The sequence below is a fragment of the Streptomyces antnestii genome (assembly GCF_004005495.1).
Taxonomy (GTDB): domain Bacteria; phylum Actinomycetota; class Actinomycetes; order Streptomycetales; family Streptomycetaceae; genus Streptomyces; species Streptomyces antnestii.
This window is the reverse complement of the sequence record NZ_RZYA01000003.1, coordinates 1-22,203: the sequence shown is the minus strand read 5'-3', so window position 1 is coordinate 22,203 and position 22,203 is coordinate 1. Positions and strand designations below refer to the sequence as shown.

General features: G+C 72.4%; 15 protein-coding genes, 1 tRNA gene, 1 rRNA gene and 1 riboswitch. Of the genes, 10 read left to right on the top strand and 7 right to left on the bottom strand.

What is annotated here, in order from left to right; translation table 11 throughout:
- Positions 1-105 precede the first annotated feature (105 nt).
- The 5 genes from EOT10_RS07935 (at position 106) to EOT10_RS07915 (ending at position 4,754) form a co-directional block, all read left to right on the top strand.
- Complete coding sequence (locus EOT10_RS07935) at positions 106-561, top strand: tellurite resistance TerB family protein (RefSeq protein WP_127827384.1); 456 nt, start codon at positions 106-108, stop codon at positions 559-561.
- A gap of 127 nt (positions 562-688) precedes the next feature.
- Positions 689-762 (top strand) — tRNA-Met (locus EOT10_RS07930).
- Between the two features lie 260 nt (positions 763-1,022).
- Positions 1,023-2,060: a PP2C family protein-serine/threonine phosphatase gene (locus tag EOT10_RS07925; protein WP_189491329.1), complete on the top strand. Its 1,038-nt coding sequence runs from the start codon at positions 1,023-1,025 to the stop codon at positions 2,058-2,060.
- Positions 2,061-2,400: 340 nt separating this feature from the next.
- A riboswitch (cyclic di-AMP (ydaO/yuaA leader) is annotated at positions 2,401-2,546 on the top strand.
- 11 nt (positions 2,547-2,557) lie between these two features.
- Positions 2,558-3,619, top strand: a complete 1,062-nt coding sequence (locus EOT10_RS07920; protein WP_127827382.1) for a M23 family metallopeptidase — start codon at positions 2,558-2,560, stop codon at positions 3,617-3,619.
- Positions 3,620-3,809: 190 nt separating this feature from the next.
- Positions 3,810-4,754 (top strand): aldo/keto reductase, encoded by a 945-nt coding sequence (locus tag EOT10_RS07915; RefSeq protein ID WP_127827381.1) that lies wholly within the window; start codon positions 3,810-3,812, stop codon positions 4,752-4,754.
- A gap of 13 nt (positions 4,755-4,767) precedes the next feature.
- Here the strand turns inward: EOT10_RS07915 and EOT10_RS07910 are convergent, their stop codons facing one another.
- The 4 genes from EOT10_RS07910 to EOT10_RS07895 form a co-directional block, all read right to left on the bottom strand.
- Positions 4,768-6,138, bottom strand: coding sequence for a PrsW family intramembrane metalloprotease (locus EOT10_RS07910; RefSeq protein ID WP_127827380.1), 1,371 nt, complete (start codon positions 6,136-6,138; stop codon positions 4,768-4,770).
- A gap of 54 nt (positions 6,139-6,192) precedes the next feature.
- Entirely contained in the window at positions 6,193-7,044 is an 852-nt protein-coding gene (gene trmB / locus EOT10_RS07905) for a tRNA (guanosine(46)-N7)-methyltransferase TrmB (RefSeq protein ID WP_127827379.1), read from the bottom strand.
- A 68-nt stretch (positions 7,045-7,112) separates the two neighbouring features.
- Entirely contained in the window at positions 7,113-8,336 is a 1,224-nt protein-coding gene (lhgO, locus tag EOT10_RS07900; protein WP_127827378.1) for an L-2-hydroxyglutarate oxidase, read from the bottom strand.
- A gap of 104 nt (positions 8,337-8,440) precedes the next feature.
- On the bottom strand, positions 8,441-9,868 hold the full coding sequence (locus tag EOT10_RS07895) for an NsdA family TPR-like regulatory protein (RefSeq protein ID WP_127827377.1): 1,428 nt from the start codon (positions 9,866-9,868) through the stop codon (positions 8,441-8,443).
- Between the two features lie 648 nt (positions 9,869-10,516).
- Between EOT10_RS07895 and EOT10_RS07890 the strand changes: the two genes are divergently transcribed.
- Positions 10,517-12,622: an asparagine synthase-related protein gene (locus tag EOT10_RS07890; protein WP_127827376.1), complete on the top strand. Its 2,106-nt coding sequence runs from the start codon at positions 10,517-10,519 to the stop codon at positions 12,620-12,622.
- A gap of 45 nt (positions 12,623-12,667) precedes the next feature.
- Here EOT10_RS07890 and EOT10_RS07885 read toward each other — a convergent pair whose 3' ends face one another.
- Positions 12,668-14,620, bottom strand: coding sequence for a sigma-70 family RNA polymerase sigma factor (locus EOT10_RS07885; RefSeq protein WP_127827375.1), 1,953 nt, complete (start codon positions 14,618-14,620; stop codon positions 12,668-12,670).
- 278 nt (positions 14,621-14,898) lie between these two features.
- Positions 14,899-15,723: a TetR/AcrR family transcriptional regulator gene (locus EOT10_RS07880; RefSeq protein ID WP_127827374.1), complete on the bottom strand. Its 825-nt coding sequence runs from the start codon at positions 15,721-15,723 to the stop codon at positions 14,899-14,901.
- Positions 15,724-16,105: 382 nt separating this feature from the next.
- On the opposite strand from EOT10_RS07880, the gene EOT10_RS07875 reads away from it, so the two are divergent.
- Positions 16,106-17,530: an NAD(P)/FAD-dependent oxidoreductase gene (locus EOT10_RS07875; RefSeq protein ID WP_127827373.1), complete on the top strand. Its 1,425-nt coding sequence runs from the start codon at positions 16,106-16,108 to the stop codon at positions 17,528-17,530.
- A gap of 199 nt (positions 17,531-17,729) precedes the next feature.
- Complete coding sequence (locus EOT10_RS07870; protein WP_127827372.1) at positions 17,730-19,439, top strand: ATP-binding SpoIIE family protein phosphatase; 1,710 nt, start codon at positions 17,730-17,732, stop codon at positions 19,437-19,439.
- Between the two features lie 13 nt (positions 19,440-19,452).
- On the opposite strand, the gene EOT10_RS07865 is transcribed toward EOT10_RS07870, so the two are convergent.
- A complete protein-coding gene (locus EOT10_RS07865) occupies positions 19,453-20,742 on the bottom strand; it encodes an MFS transporter (RefSeq protein WP_127827808.1) in 1,290 nt (429 codons plus the stop codon).
- A gap of 121 nt (positions 20,743-20,863) precedes the next feature.
- On the opposite strand from EOT10_RS07865, the gene EOT10_RS07860 reads away from it, so the two are divergent.
- Together EOT10_RS07860 and EOT10_RS07850 are read left to right on the top strand one after the other, a co-directional pair.
- On the top strand, positions 20,864-21,421 hold the full coding sequence (locus tag EOT10_RS07860) for a MarR family winged helix-turn-helix transcriptional regulator (protein ID WP_127827371.1): 558 nt from the start codon (positions 20,864-20,866) through the stop codon (positions 21,419-21,421).
- Positions 21,422-22,081: 660 nt separating this feature from the next.
- A 16S ribosomal RNA gene (locus EOT10_RS07850) occupies positions 22,082-22,203 on the top strand; the annotation flags it as partial.

Below are 22,203 nucleotides of genomic sequence, written 5' to 3'. Positions count from 1 at the left end.
CAGGCCTTCAGTTTAGGGGCGGAACTTTTGCCGCTCTCCGCTAGTTTCTACAGAGCTGTAGAAGATCAGTACGTGCCGATGAATACGTGCCGAACAAGGAGAGTCATGGCCCTGTGGGATCGCTTCAAGGAGTCCGCGTCGACGATGCAGACGCAGCTCGTGGCGAAGAAGAACGACCTCAAGAGCGGCGCCTTCCGTGACGCGAGCATGGCCATGTGTGCGCTGGTCGCCGCGGCCGACGGGACCGTCGACCCGTCCGAGCGCCGCCGCGTGGCCCAGCTCATCACCACCAACGAGGTGCTGCAGAACTTCCCGGCGGACCAGCTCCAGACCCGCTTCGACGCCGCCCTCGACAAGCTGACCGCCGACTTCGACTTCGGCAAGGTCAGCGTCCTCCAGGAGATCGCCAAGGCGAAGAAGAAGCCGGCGGAGGCGCGCGCGGTCATTCAGATCGGCATCGTCATCGGCGGCGCCGACGGCGACTTCGACAAGGACGAGCAGGCCGTCGTCCGCGAGGCCTGCCTGATGCTCGGCCTGCCCCCGCACGAGTTCGACCTCTAGTTCCGGCAGTCCGGCAGTCCGGCAGTCCGGCAGTCCGGCAGTTCCGGTGGTTCCGGTGGTTCCGGGCTGCCGCAGGACGGCCGATTCGCGTTCTGTCCCCGCAATGGCGTAGAGTCGTGTTTACCGACGCGGGGTGGAGCAGCTCGGTAGCTCGCTGGGCTCATAACCCAGAGGTCGCAGGTTCAAATCCTGTCCCCGCTACTGAAACCGAAGGCCCGGAAGCATCAGCTTCCGGGCCTTCGGCGTATCCCGGCACTTTCAGCGTGTCTCCGTCACGCCGTCACCCGGTCGGTCCCGCCGGGTCGCCCGCCGTCCCGCCCCGGGGAACCCTGGGGTGGGGCGCGATGACGTGCGCCGACCGGACCGACACGGACGGTGGCGGGAGACGAGCGGTGGGGCAGCGAGGAGGGCAGAGACACGAAGCGGGACCGCGCCCGTCCAGGGCACGTTCCTTCGTGCGCGTGCTGCCCCCGCTGCTCATCGTCGCAGGGGCGATCTACGACTACATGACCCTGTCGACGTTCACCGGAGTGCCGCTCTTCACCGCCGCCCCGCTGATCGCGGCCCCCTTCTTCTCGCCCCGCGGCACGCTCCTGACCGGCCTCGCGACCGTCGCCGTCGTGCTCGGGGTGCATCTCAGATACACCCGCAGTTACAACACCGACTCCATCACCGAACTCATCACCGTCGTCACGGTCTGCATCCTCGCCTGCTTCATCAACCGCGTCGTGCGGCGCGGCTCCGAGCAGCTCACCTCCGTACGCGAGATCGCCGAGGCGGCCCAGCACGCCGTCCTGCCCGAGCCCGCCGCCCACATCGCGGGCCTGCAGATCGCGGCGCGCTACGAGGCCGCCCAGGCGGGCGCCTTCATCGGGGGTGACCTGTACGCGGTGCAGGACACCCCGCACGGCGTGCGGCTCGTCGTGGGCGACGTCCGAGGGAAGGGCATGGGCGCGGTCGCCGCCGTGGCCGTCGTCATCGGGGCCTTCCGGGAGGCGGCCGAGCAGGAGGCGACCCTGGAGGCGGTCGCGCAGCGCCTGGAGCGGGCCCTCGCGCGGGAGGGGATGCGGCGCCACGGCCTCGACGAGTACGAGGGCTTCACCACGGCCGTCCTCGCCGAGATCCCGCACGGCGACGGCGTCGTACGGATCGTCAACCGCGGCCACCCCGAGCCGCTGCTCCTGGGCGGCGACGGCGCGCTGCGGGTCCTGTCGTCGCCGGAGCCGGCGCTGCCGCTCGGGATGGGCGACCTCGGCACCTGGCCCGACCGCGCGTCGGAGGTGGCGTTCCCGGGCGGGGCGACGCTGCTGCTGTACACGGACGGGCTCTCCGAGGCGCGCAACGCGCAGGGCGAGTTCTACGACCCGGCGAAGCGGCTCGCCGGGCGGATGTTCCCCGGGCCGGACCCGCTCCTCGCGACGCTCACGACCGAGGTCCGCCGGCACACCGGGAGCGGCACGACGGACGACATGGCGCTCCTCGCGGTGAGACGGCCGTGAGACGGCCGTGAGGCGGCCTTGAGGTGGGCGTGAGGCGGCCTTGAGGTGGGCGGCCGTGAGACCGGCGTGAGACGGCAGTGAAGCAGCAGTGAAGCAAAGGTAAGGGGGATCCTCACCTTCTGTAGTCGAACGGCGTCGCTGTGCATAACATTTGACAAACCGTCAGAAGATGAGCCCCTCCCGACGGGCGGTCAACTCGCCCGATTCCGCCCGCTCGTGCCCCGTTAAGTCCAGGCCAAAGGCCTTAACGATCAGTCGGAACGGCTTGGAATCGGACCCCCGAGTCTATTAACGTTCGATAACGCAGCGCGGTCGTCCCAGCCGTCACAAGAGACGGCTCCGTGCGCACGCGCCTAATCCCGCAAGGGAGCCGGGGAACCACCAACTTGGGGTGAATCGGACGTCTTTCCTCGTGAAGGACGTCGGTAGGAGACCTTCCTGCTCCGAACCCGTCAGCTAACCCGGTAGGCGAGAAGGAAGGAAAGGAGCGCGCCCCCGTGGCGTCCAACCGGCCTGCCCCAGAGTTCTCCCGTGCCCCGAACGACGAGTTCGGCTACGCGGACGAGCAGCCCTGGGAAGAGTGGAACCCCACCGAGGAATCCGTCCGGCCCGTACGCGGCCGGCACCGCGTCGCCAAGCAGCGCGGCGGACTCGCCCGCAGCTCCACCGTCCTCGGTGTCGGCGTGATCGCGGCCGTCGGCGCGGGCGGCATCGCCACCGCGCAGGGCGGCAAGCCCCCGGTACACATCTCGATGCCCGACCTGTCGGCCGTCAAGGACGCGCTGCCCGAGGCCAAGTCGCTGCCCGGCGTGGGCGCGCTGATATCCGGCTCCTCCGACAGCGACTCCGGCACCAACGCCGCGCCGCTGACCGGCGCCGGCGTCACCACGGCCGACGCCCAGCAGGGCACGACCGACGCCGGCGAGGCTCTGCGTGCCCGCATCCTCCAGCAGGCCGAGCAGCAGCAGGACCAGGCCGCCGACGCCGAGGCCGCCGCCGCCGAGGAGGCCGCCGCGAAGAAGGCCGCCGAGGACGCGGCCAAGGAGCAGGACGCCGCGCAGGCCAAGGTCGACGCCAAGGCCGCCGCCGACAAGAAGGCGGCGGAGGAGGCGGCGAAGAAGAAGGCCGAGGCCGAGCGTCTCGCCAGGCTTGCCAAGAGCTTCACGCTGCCGGTCGCCTCGTACACGATCACCGGCACCTTCGGTCAGCCCGGATCCATGTGGTCCTCCGGCTACCACACGGGCCTCGACTTCGCCGCTCCGACGGGTACGCCGCTGAAGGCGATCCACTCCGGCACCGTCAAGGAGGCCGGCTGGGCGGGGGCGTACGGCTACCGCACCGTCCTGGAGCTGCCGGACGGCACCGAGCTCTGGTACTGCCACCAGTCGTCCCTCAATGTCAGCGCCGGTCAGAAGGTGACCAGCGGCGACGTCATCGGCCGCGTGGGCGCCACGGGCAACGTGACCGGGCCGCACCTCCACCTGGAGGTCCACCCCGGCGGCGCGGCGACCGCCGTCGACCCCGCGCCGTGGCTGCGCTCCAACGGCCTGTCGTTCTGACGTTCTGACACAGCACACCGCACCACGCGCACAGCGCACCGCACCACGCGCACAGCACCACGCGCACCGCACCCCGGATCCCGGCGGCCCTGACGGCAACCCCCGACGTCAGGGCCGCCGTTCCGGGCATGCCCGGAACTCCGTCTTTCGGATAGGAATAACTCCGTCCGCCGACGTGTTCTGACAGGCCATGACTTCCCTTCGCAAACTTGGCTCGTCCGACCTCGAGGTCTTCCCGCTCGCCCTCGGCGGCAACGTGTTCGGCTGGACCGCCGACGAGGACCAGTCCTTCGCCGTTCTCGACGCCTACGCCGCCGCCGGCGGCAACTTCGTCGACACGGCCGACGCGTACTCGGCCTGGGTCCCCGGCAACAAGGGCGGCGAGTCCGAGACCGTCCTCGGCAAGTGGCTCGCCGCGCGCGGCAACCGCTCCGACGTCGTCGTCGCCACCAAGGTCGGCGCCCACCCCGAATTCCGCGGCCTGTCCGCGAACAACATCAAGGCCGCCGCCGAGGAGTCGCTGCGCCGCCTCGGCACCGACTACATCGACCTGTACTACACGCACTTCGACGACCCGTCCGTGCCGGTCGAGGAGATCATCACCGCCCTCGACGGCCTGGTGAAGGCGGGCAAGGTGCGGGCCATCGCCGCGTCGAACCTGAGCCCGGAGCGGCTCCAGGAGTCCCTGGACTTCTCCGACCGCGAGGGTCTCGCCCGTTACGCCGCGCTCCAGCCGCACTACAACCTCGTGTCCCGCGACACCTACGAGGGCCGTCTCGAGGCGGTCGCGTCGCGCGGCGGTCTCGCGGCCGTCCCGTACTACGCCCTGGAGTCCGGGTTCCTGACGGGCAAGTACCGGCCGGGTGCCAAGGTCGACAGCGTGCGGGCCGAGGGCGCCGCCAAGCACCTGGAGACCGAGCGCGGTGTGAAGGTCCTGAAGGCCCTCGACGAGGTGGCGCAGGCGCACGACGCCGAGGTCGCGACGGTCGCCCTCGCCTGGCTCGCGTCCCGCCCGACGGTGGCCGCGCCGATCGCCTCCGCGCGCGTCGTGGAGCAGCTGCCGGCGCTGGTGGCCGTGGCCGACCTGGAACTGACGGACGCCGACCTCTCGAAGCTCACGAAGGCGTCCGCCTGATCCGGAGGCGTTCTCAGTAGCGGTACGGGTTGTGGGTGCTGGGCGCGTGGTGTGTGTGAGGCGCGTGGGGCGTGTTGTGCGCGGGGAACGGGGCGACCGGCCCCGCGTACACCGGCCCCGCGTACACCGGCGGTACCCACACGGGGGCGACGGCGTGGGCCGCGTAGGCGAGTGCGGGGCGGGCCGCGTGGCGCCGCGCCCACAGCTCGTCGAGCAGCTCCCGTTCCCGTGCGACGTAGAGCACGCCGGCCCGGCCGCGCCGGCCGCGGTGGCGCAGGAACGCGAGCGTCGTCGCGTACTCCTCGTACTCGGCGACCGCCTTCGCCGTCTCCTTGCCGCCGTGGTGCTGCGCGAACTCGCGTGCCAGGCGGCGGGCCCGCATCGAGCCGAGGGCGAACGGTTCGGCGGGGCCGAGCCAGCCGGCCGCCACGTACGCGGGCAGCTCGGAGCGGATCGTGCGCAGTTCGCGCTGGCGGGTCCAGATCGCGAGCCAGGTGAGCACGGCGAACACGGGCATCATGAACAGCGCGTAGACCGCGAAGAACCCGTACCGGCCGAACACCGCCGAGCCGTTCCACGTGGCGTGCATGCCCATCGCGAGCAGGAGTCCGGCGAGCGGCAGGAGGACGCGGCGCACCGGGCCGCGGCCGGGCGCCGTCCAGGCGGCGAGGCCGAAGCCGATGCCGGTGAGCACCGTGAACAGGGGGTGCGCGAACGGCGACATGACGATGCGGACGAAGAAAGTGGCGGCGGTGACCGAGGCGATGCCGGTGCCGCCGCTGAGCTGGTCGGTGCCGAAGGCGTTGCCCAGGTAGAGGATGTTCTCGGTGAAGGCGAAGCCGGTGGCGGTGACCCCGGCGATCACCACGCCGTCGACGATCCCGGTGAAGTCACGGCGGCGGAACAGGAAGATGAGCAGGACGGCACAGGCCTTCGCGGACTCCTCCACGATGGGCGCTATGACCGTCGCGCCGAGGGTGTCGGCGTGCGAGGGGTCGGCCGAGTTGGTGGCGATCCAGTGGGTCGCGAAGCTGTTCGCGACGATCGCGATGAGGGCGGCCGCGCAGGCCCCCCAGGCGAAGGAGAACATCAGGTTCCGCCAGGGTGCCGGTGCGACCCGGTCCAGCCAGCGGAAGGCGGATATCAGGAGCGGCACGGGCAGCACCGCGAGGCAGAGCCCGACCAGGAACCCCTTGGTGCCGGTCTGTTCGCGCACGAGGGCGAGGATCACGAGGCCGGAGAGCGCGAGGAGCGAGGCGAGCGCCCACGCGTGCACCGCCCTCCGCTGCCACCAGCGCGGATGCCGCAGCGTGCCGGGCCCGGGAGCTCCTGCTCCGGGCTGCGCGCTCGGAAACGCATTCGGATACGAGGGATAGGTGGCCACAGCGTTGACCCTAACGAGGGACAGCCCCGGCCGCGACGGGATGTCCCTCGGGCGTCAGTCCTGGGTCGTGTCCTTACGGCGGAAAAGCAGGTCGTGGACCACATGTCCCTTGTCCAGGCCCTGGCCCTCGAAGCGGGTGAGGGGGCGGAACGCGGGCCGGGGCGCGTATCCGCCGTCGGGCTGAGTGTTCTCGTAGTACGGGTGTGCGCTCAGGACTTCGAGCATCTGCTCGGCGTACTCCTCCCAGTCGGTCGCGCAGTGCACCAGGGCACCCGGCCTGAGGGGGACCGCGGCGAGGCTGAGGAACTCCGGCTGGATCAGGCGCCGCTTGTGGTGGCGCTTCTTCGGCCAGGGGTCGGGGAAGTAGACGCGCAGCCCGTCGAGGGAGGCCGGGCGGAGCATCTCGCGGAGCAGGATGATCGCGTCGCCGTTGGCCACGCGGACGTTCGTCAGGCCGTTGCGCTCGGCGAGGCCGAGGAGGTTGCCCTGGCCCGGGGTGTGCACGTCGACCGCGAGGATGCCGGTGTCCGGGTCGTCGGCGGCCATCTGCGCCGTCGCCTCGCCCATGCCGAAGCCGATCTCCAGGACGACGCGCTTCCGGCCCTCGAACAGCTCGTCGAGGTCGAGGACGCGCTGCCCGTCGATGTCGAAGCCCCACTTGGGCCACAGCCGCTGCAGGGCGTCCGCCTGGCCGGTCGTGACGCGGCTGCGGCGGGGCTGGAAGCTGCGGATGCGCCGCTCGAAGTGCGACCCGGCCGGATCGGGCGCGGGCCCGTCGGGAAAGCGCGGCTCGCCCTTGGGACGCGCGGGACCGGAGGCGTCGGGACCGAGGGCGTCAGGGCCGAGGGCTTCGGGACCGGAGACTTCGGGGCCGGGGGCTTCGGGGGTGTGGGGTGACTCAGACACAGTAAGGCGATTTTACGTGCCCGGTCCCTCCCTCACGCCCGCCCCTTACGCCCCCTCACGCCCTCCCCTTACGTGCCTGGTCCCCGCCCGAGCGCGGCCAGGGCCCGCCGGGCGACCTCGCGGCCGATCGGGAGCGAGGCCGTCGCCGCGGGGGACGGAGCGTTCAGCACGTGGACCGTGCGGGGCGCCTCGCGGATCAGGAAGTCGTCGACCAGCGTCCCGTCCCGCAGGACCGCCTGAGCCCGGACACCGGCCGGCGCCGGCACCAGGTCGTCCGCGGTCACCGCGGGCAGCAGCCGGCGCACCGCCGACGTGAACGCGGCGCGCGACACCGACCGGCGCAGCTCCCCCGCGCCGTACCGCCAGTGCCGGCGCGCTATCCGCCAGGAACCCGGCCAGGCCAGCGTCTCGCCGAGCTCGCGCGGTCTGACCGTCGACCAGTCGTAGCCCTCGCGGGCGAGCGCGGGCACCGCGTTCGGTCCGACGTGGACGGTCTTGTCGATGCCCCGCGTGAGATGGACGCCGAGGAAGGGGAACGCCGGGTCCGGCACCGGGTAGACCAGGCCGCGCACCAGCTCGGGGCGGGCCAGCTCGAAGTACTCGCCCCGGAAGGGCACGATCCGCATGCCGGGGTCGTCCCCCGCGAGCCGGGCGACGCGGTCGCAGTGCAGCCCCGCGCAGTTCACCAGGACGCGCCCCCTGACGACGTCCCCCGCGGCCGTGCGCACCGCGACGCCGCGGTCGGGGCGGCGGTCGACCTGGACCACCTCCGCGCCGTACCGGATGTCCGCGCCCGAGGACGCGGCGAGCTGCCGGGCCACCGCCACGTAGTCCGCGACGCCCGTCGTGCCCACGTGGATCGCGGCGAGGCCGCGCACGTACGGCTCGTACTCGCCGATCTGGGCGGGGCCGAGCTCCCGCACCGGAATGCCGTTCTCCCGGCCGCGCTGGACCAGGGCGTGCAGACGGGGCAGCTCGTCGCGCTCGGTGGCCACGATCAGCTTGCCGGTGACCGCGTGCGCGATGCCGTGCTCCGCGCAGAACTCGACCATCTCGGCCGCGCCCTCGACCGCGAACCGGGCCTTGAGCGAGCCGGGCCGGTAGTACACACCGCTGTGGATGACCCCGCTGTTGCGCCCCGTCTGGTGGCCGGCGGGTACCCGCTCCTTCTCCAGGACGGTCACGCGGGTGCCCGGCACCGCGCGCGTGAGGGCGTACGCCGTCGACAGACCGACGATCCCGCCGCCGATCACCAGCACATCGCAGTCGTACCCGCTCGTCCCGCTCGTCATCACCGTGCCTCACCTCCCTCCCCCGATACTGCACTGCGCCACTGACAACGCGTTCAAACCAGGGGGTGGATGTCGGCTACGCCGGTGCCATTACGCGGGTGCCATCAAGCCGGTGCCATCAGAAGGGGCCGCGCCCGCTCCCGCAGCTCCACCACCCGGGGCTCGTCCCCGTACGGTTCCAGGCGGTGCAGCAGATCCTTCACGTACTCGGTGGTCCTGGCCGACGAGATGCGGCCCGCCACCTCAAGGGCGCGCGTGCCCTGCTCGCACGCCGCGTCCAGGTTCCCCGACTCCAGCTCGGCGACCGCCGACACCACGAGGCGTAACCCGTGCGAGCGCACGAACTCCTCCGTCGGCCTCGACAGCGCCTGCTCCGTGAAGCGCCGCACCTGACGGGGCGCCTTCAGGTCCCGGTAGCACTCGGCGGCGTCGGCGGCGAAGCGGTCGTACGAGTAGAAGCCGAGCCACGACGGGTCGTTGTCCCCGTCGCGGGCCCGCTCCAGCCAGCCCTCCGCGGCCCGCAGCGCGGCCCCCGCGGCCTGCGCGTCACCGGCGCGCGCGTGCGCGCGTGCCTCCACGAGCCGGAAGAAGCTCATCGTCCGCGCGGTGGCGAGCCCGCGATTGCGCTCCACGGCGGCCTGCGCCAGATCCACGCCCTCGTCACCGAAGCCGCGGTACGTCGCCTGCAGCGACATCGACGCCAGCACGTATCCCCCGAGGGGCACGTCGGCCGCCGCGCGCGCGAGACGCAGCGCCTGGATGTAGTACCGCTGCGCCGCCTCCTGTTGCCCCGTGTCGAAGGCCATCCACCCGGCCAGGCGCGTCAGTTCGGCACTCGCCCCGAACAGGGCGCGTCCCACGTCGTCCGAGTACGCGCCGAGCAGCAGCGGCGCGGCCTCGACCCGCAGGCACTCGGGGACCATCGACGAACGCCAGTCGCCGCCCCCGTACTTGGAGTCCCAGCGCCGCGCGTCCTGGGCGGCCTCGCGCAGCTTCTGGACATCGCTGTGGCCGACCTTCTGCGGGGCGTTGTCGCCGCCGCTCTCCGGCGGGTGGACGTCGCGCGCGACCGAGGAGTCGGCCGGCGTTATCAGCCACCGGGAGGCGGGCGTCGCGTACGCGCTCACCGAGAAGGACCCGGCCAGCGACTGCCAGATGCCGCCGCCCGTGCGGCGGCCCGCGAGGTCGAGGCGGTACAGCTCCGTCGCCGACTTCACCGCCGCCCCCACGTCGCGCGGGAAGGCGAGACCGACCTCGGGCGCGGGATCCGCGTCCGCCAGGCCGATCTCGTGGAGCGGCACGGGCCGGCCCAGCTTCTGGCCGATGGCGGCCGCGATGAGGTGCGGTGCGGCGCCCTGCGGCACCATGCCCTTGGAGACCCAGCGGGCCACCGAGGTCTTGTCGTAACGAAGCGTCAGACCGCGCTGTGAGCCGAGGTCGTTGACCCGTCGCGCCAGACCCGCGTTGCTGATTCCCGCGAGGGCGAGAACGGTGCCGAGTTTCTCGTTCGGCCCGCGTTGCTCCCTGGACATGCGCCACCCCTCGACACAGACGGCTGCCGCGCCCGGCCCACGCCGACCGGCTCGGCCTGGCATAACCGCGCGGCATTCGTGCACCCAGCGTAGTTCGCCGGATCCCAAGCGTTAAGGGGCATAGTTCCGGATGGCGGGATTATTGTCCGTACGCGAGTACGTGCCCGGGCGGCGGCGCCGGGGTGCGCTCCGGCCGTGTGGCCGTGCGCCTGTGCGTGCGCTCTTCTGCGGTGGTGGGGGCGGCGTTTCCATGGATGCTGCGTGGGTCGGCCCGCTGTACTGGATCCAGCGGGCTGGGGGAACACCGCCGCCTTCATCCCCGCGGGTGGCGGACCGGTCCGGGAGACGAGGGTGTCTCCCGGACCGCGCGTTGCGCGCGGTGGCCGACGGGGTGTGCCCAGGTCTGGCCATCCGCAGCCGATTTGGCCGAATATCGACGTCGGCGTTCCGCGTCCGCGGCGCCCCCGGCAGCACCCCGAGGGGTGCAACTGCCGCTCACAAGGGGCGCATTCGATGGCGCGCGTGCCGCCCCGTCGCCTCTCCCGTACGTCTCCTTCGTGGCAGCATGGGGATCCTGTTCCTCGGAATTCCTCTGGACACCTCCGCATTTCCGCGACGAGGTTCTGTCCACAGCCTGTGGAGGCGGCGATGCGGTGGTTGGTGGGGTGGAGCAGTACCGCCGCCGGGCCCGTGCGGTTCGGGTCCGCGGGTTCGACCGGAACCGACGGGGAGACCGTCCACCCCGTGGGCTCCCAGCTCCTGTGGGGTGACCCCGATCCCCTGTGGGCGGTCGGCGACTGGCGCCCCGACGAGGTGCGCGTCGTCAGCGCCGACGAACAGACCCGGATCGCCGTACTCGGCACCTGCGGCGCCACGGACGAGCAGCTGAGGGTCGGCCTGTTCGCCGCGCGCGGCGGCGCCCTGCGCCACCTCACCGCCTGGCCCGGCAGCTACACGGCCGTCGTCCAGGTCGGCCGCCGCCTCATGATCGCCGGTGACCTCGCGGGCGCGCGGCCCGTGTTCTACACCCCCTGGGCCGGCGGCACCGCGTACGCGACCGCCGCCCTGCCGCTCGCCGACCTCATCGAGGCCCACCTCGACATCGGCCACCTCGCGGCCCTGCTCGCCGCGCCCGACGTGCCCGAGGCCCTGCACGACTCGACGCCGTACCAGGGCGTCCGCCGCATCCCGCCCGGCCACGCCCTGATCCTGCGCGCCGGCGCCCGCGAGATCGCCGGCTACGAACCGGTGGCGTCGCTCGCCGTCGCCGCGCCCTCCGCGGACCCCGCCCACGCCGTGGACGCCCTGCGCGACGCGCTCGTCGAGGCCGTCCGCACCCGCCTCGCCGCGCCCCGGCACGTCCCCGGCGCCGACATCGACCCCGGACCCGTCCCCGGCATGGGCCCCGCCGAGCGGCGCGCGGCCCGCGGCATGCCCGTCCCCGGGATCGGCGCCGACCTCTCCGGCGGGCCCGCCTCCGCGACCCTCGCGCTGCTCGCGGCCGGCCTGCCGGGACTGCCCGGCACGGTCCTCGGCCATGGCACGGGCGCGGGCGAACGGCTCCTGGCCGTCACCTTCAACGACCTGACCGCGGGCGCCGCCGGACGCGAGGCCGAACTGCGGCGCGCGGGCGCCATCGCCGCGAACCCCCGGCTGCACCACGTCGTCGTCACCGCGGGCGAAGAGGCGCTCCCCTACGCCGAGTTGGACGGCCCCCTCACCGACGAGCCCGGCCCCTCCCTGGTCACCGCCGCCCGCCACCGCGCCCGCCTCCTGTCGGGCAGCGCCGACCACTTCACCGGACACGGCGCCCGCCAGGTCCTCGACGCGCACCCGGCCCGCCTCGCCGACCTCCTGATGGACCGTCGCCGGCGGCACATGGTCAAGCCCGTCGCCGCGCTCGCCAAGGCGGACGGCGGCTCGGTGCTTGTCCCCGCGCGCGTGTACGGCGCGGCGCGCAAACTCGCCCGCACGTCCTACCGGACCGGTGTCGAAAGCCTCGCGGACGGGCTGTTGCGCCGAAGTTTCGAGACCCCCGACGCCGATGCCGGGGCCGTCGGCGCGTCCCTCGCGGCGCTCGCCTGGGCCAGACCCGGGCCCGCCGCGCGCTGGCTGACGGGCGAGGCCCTGGCAGAAGTATCGGTTCGCCTCCAGGACGGCGCCACGCGTCCCGGGCCGGGTCCAGGCCAGCGGCCCGGCGCGTTCCGGGCCCGCGCCGCGCTCGCCCGGCACGCCGCCGACCTGCGCGTCCTCGAACAGGCCGCCGAGGTCCGCTTCCAGCGCCTGCACGCCCCGTTCCTCGACAACCAGGTCGTCCGCGCCGCCCGCGCCCTCCCCGAGGCGCTGCGCGTCCGGCCCGGTGCCCGCGCCGACATCCTGCGCGCCGTCCTCGAAGGCGCCGGCGTCAGCGAACTCCCGGCCGGCTGGGGCGCGCCCTCGCAACGCTCGTCAGCGGCGGCCGCCCGCACGGGCCTGCGCGTCTCCGCCGACCACCTCGTCCAGCTCTTCGACACCCCGCTGCTCGCCCAGACCGGTCTGATCGAGGCCCGCGTCGTCCGCAAGGCCCTGCGCGACGCGGCCGACGGCGAACCCCTGCCGCTGGACGGCCTCGCCGACCTGGTCTCCCTCGAACTCTGGCTACGCCGCCTGCTCGCCCGCCGCGGCACCTGCTGGACGGGCACCCCGGCCCGCCAGAGGGCGGTCCCCACGGGGAGCGTCGCGCCTCAGCGGGGGGCGCTGGGCGCGGGGCGCTGAGCCTGCCTGCCCGGTGAGTTCAGTACTTTGCTTGCCGTGCGGCGCTCACGAGCAGGTGAAGCCGGACAGGGCCCAGTCCGCGACGGCCATAGAGTCGAACTGCGTCTGCGGCTCGGTGACCAGCCGGATCGCCTTGTGCCCGGTGAGATTCACATGGACCGGCACGGCCGGGTCGCCGCCCCGCATGACCTGCGACTTCCACACGCGCACCCCGTCGGCGTACACGGAGAACCGCACCGCTCCCGTCCCGAGCGTCATGTCGTCGACACCGGCGAAGGCGTCGTACGCCGTGCAGGTGCGGTTCAGGTCGATGGTCACGGAGGACGTCGCGTTGACGGTGACCCCGTTCGCGTAGTTCTTCTTCGCGATCTTCAGGTCCTGCCGCTGCCACACGAAGCTGCTCTCGCCCGGCCGGATCTCCGGCTTGGTGCCGTCACCGAGGCCGCTGTACGACAGCTGGCTCAGCTGGTAGACGGCCGGGGCGGGCGGCGGGGGAGGCGTCGGCTTCGGGGTGGGCGTGGGCTTCGGCGTGGGCTTCGGCTTCGGAGGAGGCGTCGGCTTGGGCGTGGGTTTCGGCTTGGGGGCCGGCTTCGGCGCGGGCGCCGGGGGAGGCGGCGGCTGCGGGGCCGGCGGCTTGGGCGCCGGCTTCGGGGGAGGCGTGGGCTTCGGCGGGGCGACGGGCTGCGACACCGGCGGCTTCGCCTTGTGGGCCTGCGGCTTGGGCTGCGGGTCGCCGACGAGGGCGATCGCCACCGCCACGGCCACACCCGCGGCCACCACACCGGCGGCGATGCCCGCCTTCACGGGCGCGCCGAGTCCCTCGGACGCCGCGGCGCCACCGCCTGCGGCCCCTCCGGAGCTGCCGCCCGCCGCCGCGGCCGCCGCACCGGCACCCGCCGCGCTCGCGGCGCCGCCCCCGATGAGCGCCGCCACCTTCGCGTACCCGGCGGCACCGAACCAGCCGATGACCGCGATCGGCACGACACCGGGGATCCCGCTGGCGACTTCCTTGATCTGACCGGCGGCGAGCCGGCACTTGGCGCACTCCTCCAGGTGCTTACGAAGACCGCGCTCGGCCCGGGTGCGCAGGCTGCCACGGGCGTACGCGCCGAGCCGGTCGGCGTAGCGCGCGCACTCCTCGTCCTGGGTGAGGGTGATGCTCACATGGGCCTGGAGGTAGGCCTCCTTGAGGCCTTCGCGGGCGCGCTTGGCCAGCACGCGCGTGCCGTTGGCGTCGAGTCCGAAGAGGGTGGCGACCGCGCTGGGTGACTCGTCCTCGACCTCGGTGTGCCACAGGACGGCCTGCCAGCGCTCCGGCAGGGACCGGAAGGCCTGCATCGCCATGGACTGCTCGGCCTCGTGCATGGCGAGGACGTCGGCGCCGAGATCCAGCGTGTCGTCGTCGGACACCTCGCTGGAGCGGGCGGCCTGCTGAGCGAACACCGCGAAGTCCTCGACCAGGTGCTCGCGCTTCGCCGACTTCGTCCAGCCCGCGGCGACGCGGCGCACGGTGGTCAGCAGATAGGCGCGCACCGCGTGCTCGGGCCCGCGGCCGCCGCGTACGGCCTGCAGCATGCGGGCGAACACCTCGGCCGTGAGGTCGTCGGCGGTGTGCCCGTCCCGGCAGCAGGTACGGGCGTAGCGGTGCACGGCCTCCGAGTGCCGGCGGTACAGCTCCTCGTAGGCACTGTCGTCGCCGGACCGCATACGGGCGATCAGGTCGGCGTCCCCCGGGGGCGTCTCGCGCGGGGGCGGCAGGACGGAGGCGCCCGAATCCGCGCCGGGCTCCCGCTGCTGCGGGACGCTCACGTCCGCGAGGTCCTCGCCCGGGGGGCCGGAAGGGCCGGAGGGAGCGGGGGCGTCGGACGCGGCGGAGGCGGATGAGCCGCCCTGGAGCGCGCCGCCCTGGCTCGGCACCTGCCGCGCGGGCAGCCCGCTGGTATCGGTGTCACTCGCGCCACTGTTCTCGAGTGGCTCGTCCCGCCCGTCAACGCTCATCGCGGAAAGCCCCCGACCGCACACTCAGACCCGAACACCGGGAAAGAGTGCCACACGCACGGCCGACCCCGCCCGCCAGTGCCTGTCAACCACTCATCCGTGGTCACTTCGTAAAGCGAAGTACTAGGATTCACTCGAACGGGTAATGGTCAACGGACGTGTCAGAAACGGGAGTTGGCCGCGCGCGACACGTCCGCGCCACCCACGGCCATTCCCTCACCGCCCGGCACCGCTCCTCGGGCGGCCGAGCCACTCCCTGCGTCCCAGACCCCAGCCTCCTAGGCAGGCCGCGAGCGCAGCCCCTCCAGGAGGATGTCGAGGAGCCGTGACGACGCCGCGGCCTGCTGCGCCGGGTCCGGCAGCGACGGTGCCGCCGTGGCGATGACAAGCAGCACGTCCGCCACCGTCACGTCCTCGCGCAGCTCCGACGCCGCGCGCGCCCGGTCCACCAGCTGCCCGACGACCTCAAGCAGGTCGGCGGCGCCCGCGTCGTCCGCGGGTCCCGCGTCGGCCTCGGCCGCCGGGGACGTGCGCTGCCCCATGAGGCGCGACTCGGGCGGGACGACGGCGAGCCGCTGCTGCGGCACCCGCGTCTCGTCCCGGCCGGCGCTGCCCGGGCCCGCCTGGCCCGCCGCGTCGTCCGGCTCGTCGGCGACGCCCACGCGCAGCACGTGCGGAGGCAGCAGCCGGCCCGCGCCGGAGGCGACGGAGGTCCGCAGGAAGCGCGACAGCGCCGACCACGGCTCCTCCTCCTGGCCCAGGGCGGCCCGCGCCTGGTCGGTGAGCCGGGAGGTCTCCTCCTCGGCTATGCGCCGCACCAGTACGTCCTTGCTCGGGAAGCGCCGGTACACCGTGCCGACGCCCACCCGGGCCCGCCGCGCCACGTCCTCCATCGGCGCGCCGTATCCCAGCTCGCCGAAGACCTCGCGTGCCGCGCGCAGGACGTGCTCCAGATTGCGCTGGGCGTCCACGCGCAGCGGCGCGGCGCGCGAACTGTCGCCCGCGGCACGTCCGTTACCGCCACTCGTGCCACCGGCCGGTCCGCCGGCCACGGCCGAAGCGGAAGCAGCCGTGGAAGTCCAACGAGAGTCCTGAATGTGCATATGTGTTCCCCCGGTAATGACGTCTCCCCCCGGAGACTCTCCCCGCCATCGGTCACCGGAGCATGAGGAACGAGCCACTTCCACGGACCCGGTCCGCGGGTCCGTCAGCGCATCCCCCGACACCCCGACAGCACACGAACATAGTTGAGCCGGAGTCAATTCAGAAGGGGCAGGTTCCGCACGGAGCGCCCCCCGAACGGAGTACGCGGCGATTCCACCCCGATTGCACCCCCGTACCTCACCCATGACATCCGGGCTGACCTGCGGACCTTTCCCGTACTCCGGCAATTCGCCCACCCGGCGCACGGCCCCGCCGCCGGTCACACAATTTGCCGGGGCTGTGGACAAACTCCGGTGGCCGATGCGTCATGGGATGGTGCCGATGCCGAAGACTGCCTCCTCCCGGGGGACGGACCCTGACGTCCCGCGTACGCGTGTCCTCGTCGTAGGAGGCGGTTATGTCGGGATGTACACCGCCCTGCGCCTCCAGCGGAAGCTCAGAACGGAGCTGAGGAGCGGCCGGACCGAGATCGTCGTCGTCACCCCCGACCCGTACATGACCTACCAGCCGTTCCTGCCCGAGGCCGCCGCCGGATCCATCTCGCCGCGCCATGTCGTCGTGCCGCTGCGCGGCGTCCTGAACAGGTGCCGTGTCGTCGTCGGCGAGGTCCGGTCGGTCGACCACGCCAAGCGCACCGCCACCTTCACCACCCTGGCCACCGAGGAGCAGGGCACGGGCGACGCCGAGATCACGTACGACGAACTCGTCCTGGCCCCCGGCTCCGTCTCGCGCACCCTGCCCGTGCCGGGGCTCGCCGACCACGCCATCGGCTTCAAGACCGTCGAAGAGGCCGTCGGACTGCGCAACCACGTGATCGAACAGATGGACATCGCCTCCTCCACCCGTGACCCCGCCGTCCGCGACGCGGCGCTCACCTTCGTCTTCGTAGGAGGCGGTTACGCCGGTGTGGAGGCACTCGGCGAGCTGGAGGACATGGCCCGCTACGCCGCGCGGTACTACCACAACGTCACCGCCGACGACATGAAGTGGATCCTCGTCGAGGCCAGCGACCGCATCCTCCCCGAGGTCGGCCCGGAGATGGGCCGCTACACCGTCAGCGAGCTCCGCCGCCGCAACATCGACGTACGCCTCGAGACCCGGCTCGAATCCTGCGAGGACAGGGTCGCCGTCCTCGACGACGGGTCCCGCTTCCCGACCCGCACCGTCGTGTGGACCGCCGGCGTCAAACCGCACCCCGTCCTCGCCGCCACCGACCTGCCGCGCGACGAACGCGGCCGCCTGAAGTGCACCGCCCAGCTCGTCGTCGACGGCGCCCCGCACGCGTGGAGCGCGGGCGACGCGGCCGCCGTCCCCGACCTCACCGCCGGCGAGCCCGGCAAGGAGTGCGCGCCCAACGCCCAGCACGCGGTGCGCCAGGCCAGGGTCCTCGGCGACAACATCGCGGCCTCCCTGCGCGGGGAACCGCTCACGGACTACGAACACGAGTACCTCGGCTCGGTCGCCTCGCTCGGCCTGCACCAGGGCGTCGCGCACGTCTACGGGCGCAAGCTGAAGGGCTACCCTGCCTGGTTCATGCACCGCGTCTACCACCTGAGCCGGGTGCCGACCGTGAACCGGAAGGCCCGCGTCCTGAGCGAATGGATACTCTCCGGGCTCTTCAAGCGCGAGATCGTCTCCCTCGGCTCGCTGGAGCGTCCCCGTGCGGAGTTCGAACTCGCGGCCGGGGGAACCGCAGGGGGAACGCCCCCCACGAACCCGCCGCACGACCCGAAGGGGTCGACCTGACCACCCTCAGGAACTCCCCCTCCAGAACCGGCGTCTGACGGATGTCGGTCCGGTCGGTCAGACTGGTCCACGGCCCTGTCCATGCCCCTGGCCCGCCCATGACCGTGGGCGGACCGACCGCCACGTTGCCCTTCCCCGAGTTCCCGGTCCCGGCCGAGCAGGGGAGAACCCCACCCGACCTCACGAGGCTTGCCCCACAGTGAACTTCACGCGCTGGAGCGCCCGGCTCCCCGGAACGCAGCGCCGCGCCGCAGCGCGGTCCGACCTCGGTGTCTCCAAAGGCCTCGGCGTCTCCCCAGGCCATGGCGTCCCCCAGAACCAGCGAGGGGAAGGCGCCGTGCCCGCCGCCCGCCACGAACACGCGTCCGATGACGAGGCGGGCGTGCCCCCCGTCGGCATCGACGAACTGCCCGCACGCGACGTCCTCGACCGCGTCCCCGCCCTCGTCGCCCTCCTGCACGGCCCCGACCACCGCGTGGCGTACGTGAACGACGCGTACGCCGCAGCCTTCGGCGACCGCCCCGCCGGCGCCCCCGCGCGCGAGGCGCTCCCCGAGCTCGGGGAACTCGGCCTGCTGCCGCTCCTCGACCAGGTCCTGCGCAGCGCCCGCCCCCGCACGGTCAAGTCCCGCAAGGTGGCCGGCGGCCGCTCGTACACGTTCACCTGCACCCCCGTCACCGTGCCGGGCCCCGACGGGTCCGGCGGCCCGGGCGTCCCCGGAGTGCTCGTATTCGCGACCGACGTCACCGACCACGCCGAGGCCGCCGAGCGCCTGCGCGCCAGCGAGCGCCGCCAGCGAGAGACCGCCGTCACCCTCCAGCGCTCCCTCCTGCCCCAGGAGCTGGAGCAGCCCGACGACCTGCGCATCGCAGCCACGTACCAGCCGGGCGGCACCGAGGCGGCGGTCGGCGGCGACTGGTACGACGTGATCACCCTCGGCGGCGGCCGCACCGCCCTCGTCATCGGCGACGTCATGGGCCGCGGGGTGCGCGCCGCCGCCGTCATGGGCCAGCTGCGCACGGCCGTACGCGCGTACGCCCGCCTCGACCTGCCGCCCCACGAGGTGCTCCAGCTCCTCGACGGCCTCGCCATCGAGATCGACGCCAACCAGATCGCCACCTGCGTCTACGCGGTCCACGACCCGAACGAGGGCCGCCTCGTGTACGCGTCGGCCGGACACCTGCCCATCATCGTCCGCGACGAGAGCGGCACGATCCACCGCGCTGAGGAGCCCACGGGACCGCCTCTCGGCACCGGCGGCTGGCTGCACGCCTCCGGCTCGGTGCCGCTCGGACCCGGCTCCACCGCCGTCATGTACACGGACGGCCTGGTCGAACGCAGGGACGAGGACATCGACGAGGGCGTGGCCGCCCTGGAGCGCGCGCTCGCGGGCGCCACCGGCACCCCTCAGGTCGTCTGCGACCGCCTCATCCGCGCGGCGGGCGTCACCGCCGACCACGACGACGACGTGGCGGTCCTCGTCCTCCAGCACCCGGCGCGCACCGGCCCCGATGGGGAGCTGTTCCGCAACGCCGCCCTGGAACTCCTCGGCGGCGTCGAGGCGGCCCCACGCGCGCGTGCCTTCGCCTCAGGCGTCCTCGCCAGCTGGCGCTTCTCGCCCGAGCTGCACGACCTCGGCGTCCTGGCCGCCAGCGAACTCGTCGCGAACTCCCTCCAGCACGGCACCCCGCCCATGCGCCTCAGGCTCCGCCGCACGGACCGCCGCCTGATCGTCGAGGTCACGGACGGCGACGACCATCTCCCGCGCCGCCGCCGCGCGGAACCCGCGGACGAGGCGGGCCGGGGCATCGCGATCGTGGCCACGATCGCCTCGAACTGGGGCTCGCGGCGCACCCCGGGCGGCGGCAAGGCGGTCTGGTGCGAATTCGCCCTGCCGCGCACGCCTTAATCCGGACGGATCCTCAGGCGGACGCGGTCGCCGGCTGCGGCTCGGCCGGAGCCCCGCCCTCCGCCACGATCCGGCTCTTCGCGAGCGACGGCTGGTCCTGTACGGGCGTCAGGTGCCGCCCGAGCCGCACCGCGAGGAACGTGATCCCCAGCGAGAACAGCACGAACGTCACGATGTACGGACCGTGCAGCGCGGCACCCATGGGCCCGCCGACGGCAGGCCCGACGGCCAGCGCCAGCTGCTTGACCAGCGCGAACGCAGAGTTGTACTGACCGACCATGCCGGCCGGCGCCAGATCGGCGACCAGCGGCGCCACGGTCGGCGACAGCATCGCCTCACCGAGACCGAACAGCGCGTACGTCGAGATGAACGCGGCCGTGGCCATGGCCATGCTGCCGTGCCCCACACCCGCGTACCCGGCGGCGAGCCACGCGACCGCCCACACGATCCCGACCGCCGCGATCACACGGGACCGCCGGCGCCGCTCGACGAACTTCAGGACCGCGAACTGCGCGACCACGATCATCGCGGTGTTGGCGGCGAGCGCGATGCCGAGCGTCGACGGCGAGATCCCGGCGGCCTCGACGCCGTACGCGCTCAGGCCCGACTCGAACTGGCCGTAGCAGGCGAAGAAAAGGACGAACCCGAGGACGCACAGCTGCACCATCGCCCGGTGCCGGAACAGCGCCCGCAGCCCGCCACCGGCCCCGGAGCCGCCCTTCGGCACGGCCCCGCCGAGCGCCGGCGCGTACGGCATCCGCACGAAGCCCACGATCGCGGCGAGCACCAGGAACATCACGGCCTCGATGGCGAAGAGCATCGTGAAGCTGGACGGACGGCTCTCGTCGACGATCTGGCCCCCGATGAGCCCGCCGATGCCCAGGCCGAGGTTCTGCAGGAAGAACTGCGTGGCGAAGGCGCGCGTACGGGTGTCCGGCGTGGACGTCCACACGATCATCGTGGCGAGCGCCGGCTGGATCACCGCCGTACCCGCACCGAGCACGGCGGCCGACAGGATCGCGGTCGGCTCACCGGCGGCGAACCCGAGCCCGAGGGCACCGACCGCCGCCACCAGGGTGGCGACCACGAGGACGGGCACCGGACCGCGCCGGTCGATGGCCCGTCCGGTGAACGGCAGGACGACCAGAGCGGCCATGGCGAACGCGGCGAGCACGATGCCCGCCGCCGCGGCCCCGAGACCTCGCACCTCAGCGACATACACATAGAGGAACGGGACCGTGAACCCGACGCCGAACGAACTCAGCGCACTGCCCACCTGGATCCGACGCATCGCTGCGCCCATCGCCCTGGTCACTTTCACTTCCTTAGGAGTTAGGGGTGAAGACTTCGAAGCTAAAGTTAGGATCTAAACTATACACATCGAAGGACTTCAACGCCAAGCGCCCCGTGCCATACTTCCGGCCATGGCCGACAACCCCGCCGACGCAGCTGACGCCGAGCCGACGCTCGAAGAGCAGATCGCCGCGTACCAGCGCGAGTTCCAGGACCTCGACCCCCAGGTCGAGCAGATCGTCTCCGCGCTCGGCCGCCTCAACAGACGTATGAACGTCGCCTACGGCCGCCAGACCGCGAGCCTCGGCATCACGAACGCCGAGTGGGAGGTCCTCAAGGCCCTCGTCCTCTCCGGCGCCCCGTACCGCATGGGCCCCGGCGACCTGGCGAAGCGCCTCGGCCTCACCCCGGCCGCCATGACCCACCGCATCGACCGCATGGTCGCCGAGGGCCTGGTCACCCGGGACCGCGACGAGTCCAACCGGGTACGCGTCATCGTCGAGCTCACCACCGAGGGCCGCGCCAAGTGGCTCGAGGCGATGCGCGCCGCGTCGGGATTCGAGGAGGACCTGCTCCAGGACCTCTCCCCCGAGGAGCGCGGCGTCCTGGGCGAGGTCCTGACCCGCCTGCTGCGCCGGGTCGAGGACGCCCAGCCGGACGCCGGCGGCCGCCTCACGGATCTCACCTGAAAAGAAGTTGCCAGGAGGGTGTTGACATGCCCCTCCTCGATACGTAAGGTTCTTCGAGTTGCCACGGAGCCGTAACGGTTCTGCGACAGCACCTCCGCCGCTCAAGCGGCACCCCCACCACCAGCACGATCTCCCTCCGGGATCGAATTCGGCATGCCCGAATTCAATTCGATTCCGGGTCGGCGGCCCGATTAGGAACCGCCGGGGAAATCCGCTAATGTTTGGGACGTCGGAACGGCCCAACAGCCGGGAAGACAAGCCCCCTCTGACTGGGAATCAGGCCCGAAAGGATCTGATAGAGTCGGAACCGCCGGAAAGCCGAAAGGCCGGAAAGCGGAGCAAGACCCCGAGGAAATCGGATCGGAAAGATCTGATAGAGTCGGAAACGCAAGACCGAAGGGAAACTGCCCGGAGGAAAGCCCGAAGAGATTCGGGTGAGTACAAAGGAAGCGTCCGTTCCTTGAGAACTCAACAGCGTGCCAAAAGTCAACGCCAGATTGACAACCCCGGCCCATCTTCTCGATGGGTTGGAGGTTCCTTTGAAAAAGTCCTCGCCCCCACACCGGGGTGAGGCGCACTAGCGAGGACGCAGTGAACCGGAAGGATTATTCCTCCCGACGGTTCCGCTCTCGTGGTGTTCACCGGGATTACCCGGAAACATTCACGGAGAGTTTGATCCTGGCTCAGGACGAACGCTGGCGGCGTGCTTAACACATGCAAGTCGAACGATGAAGCCCTTCGGGGTGGATTAGTGGCGAACGGGTGAGTAACACGTGGGCAAT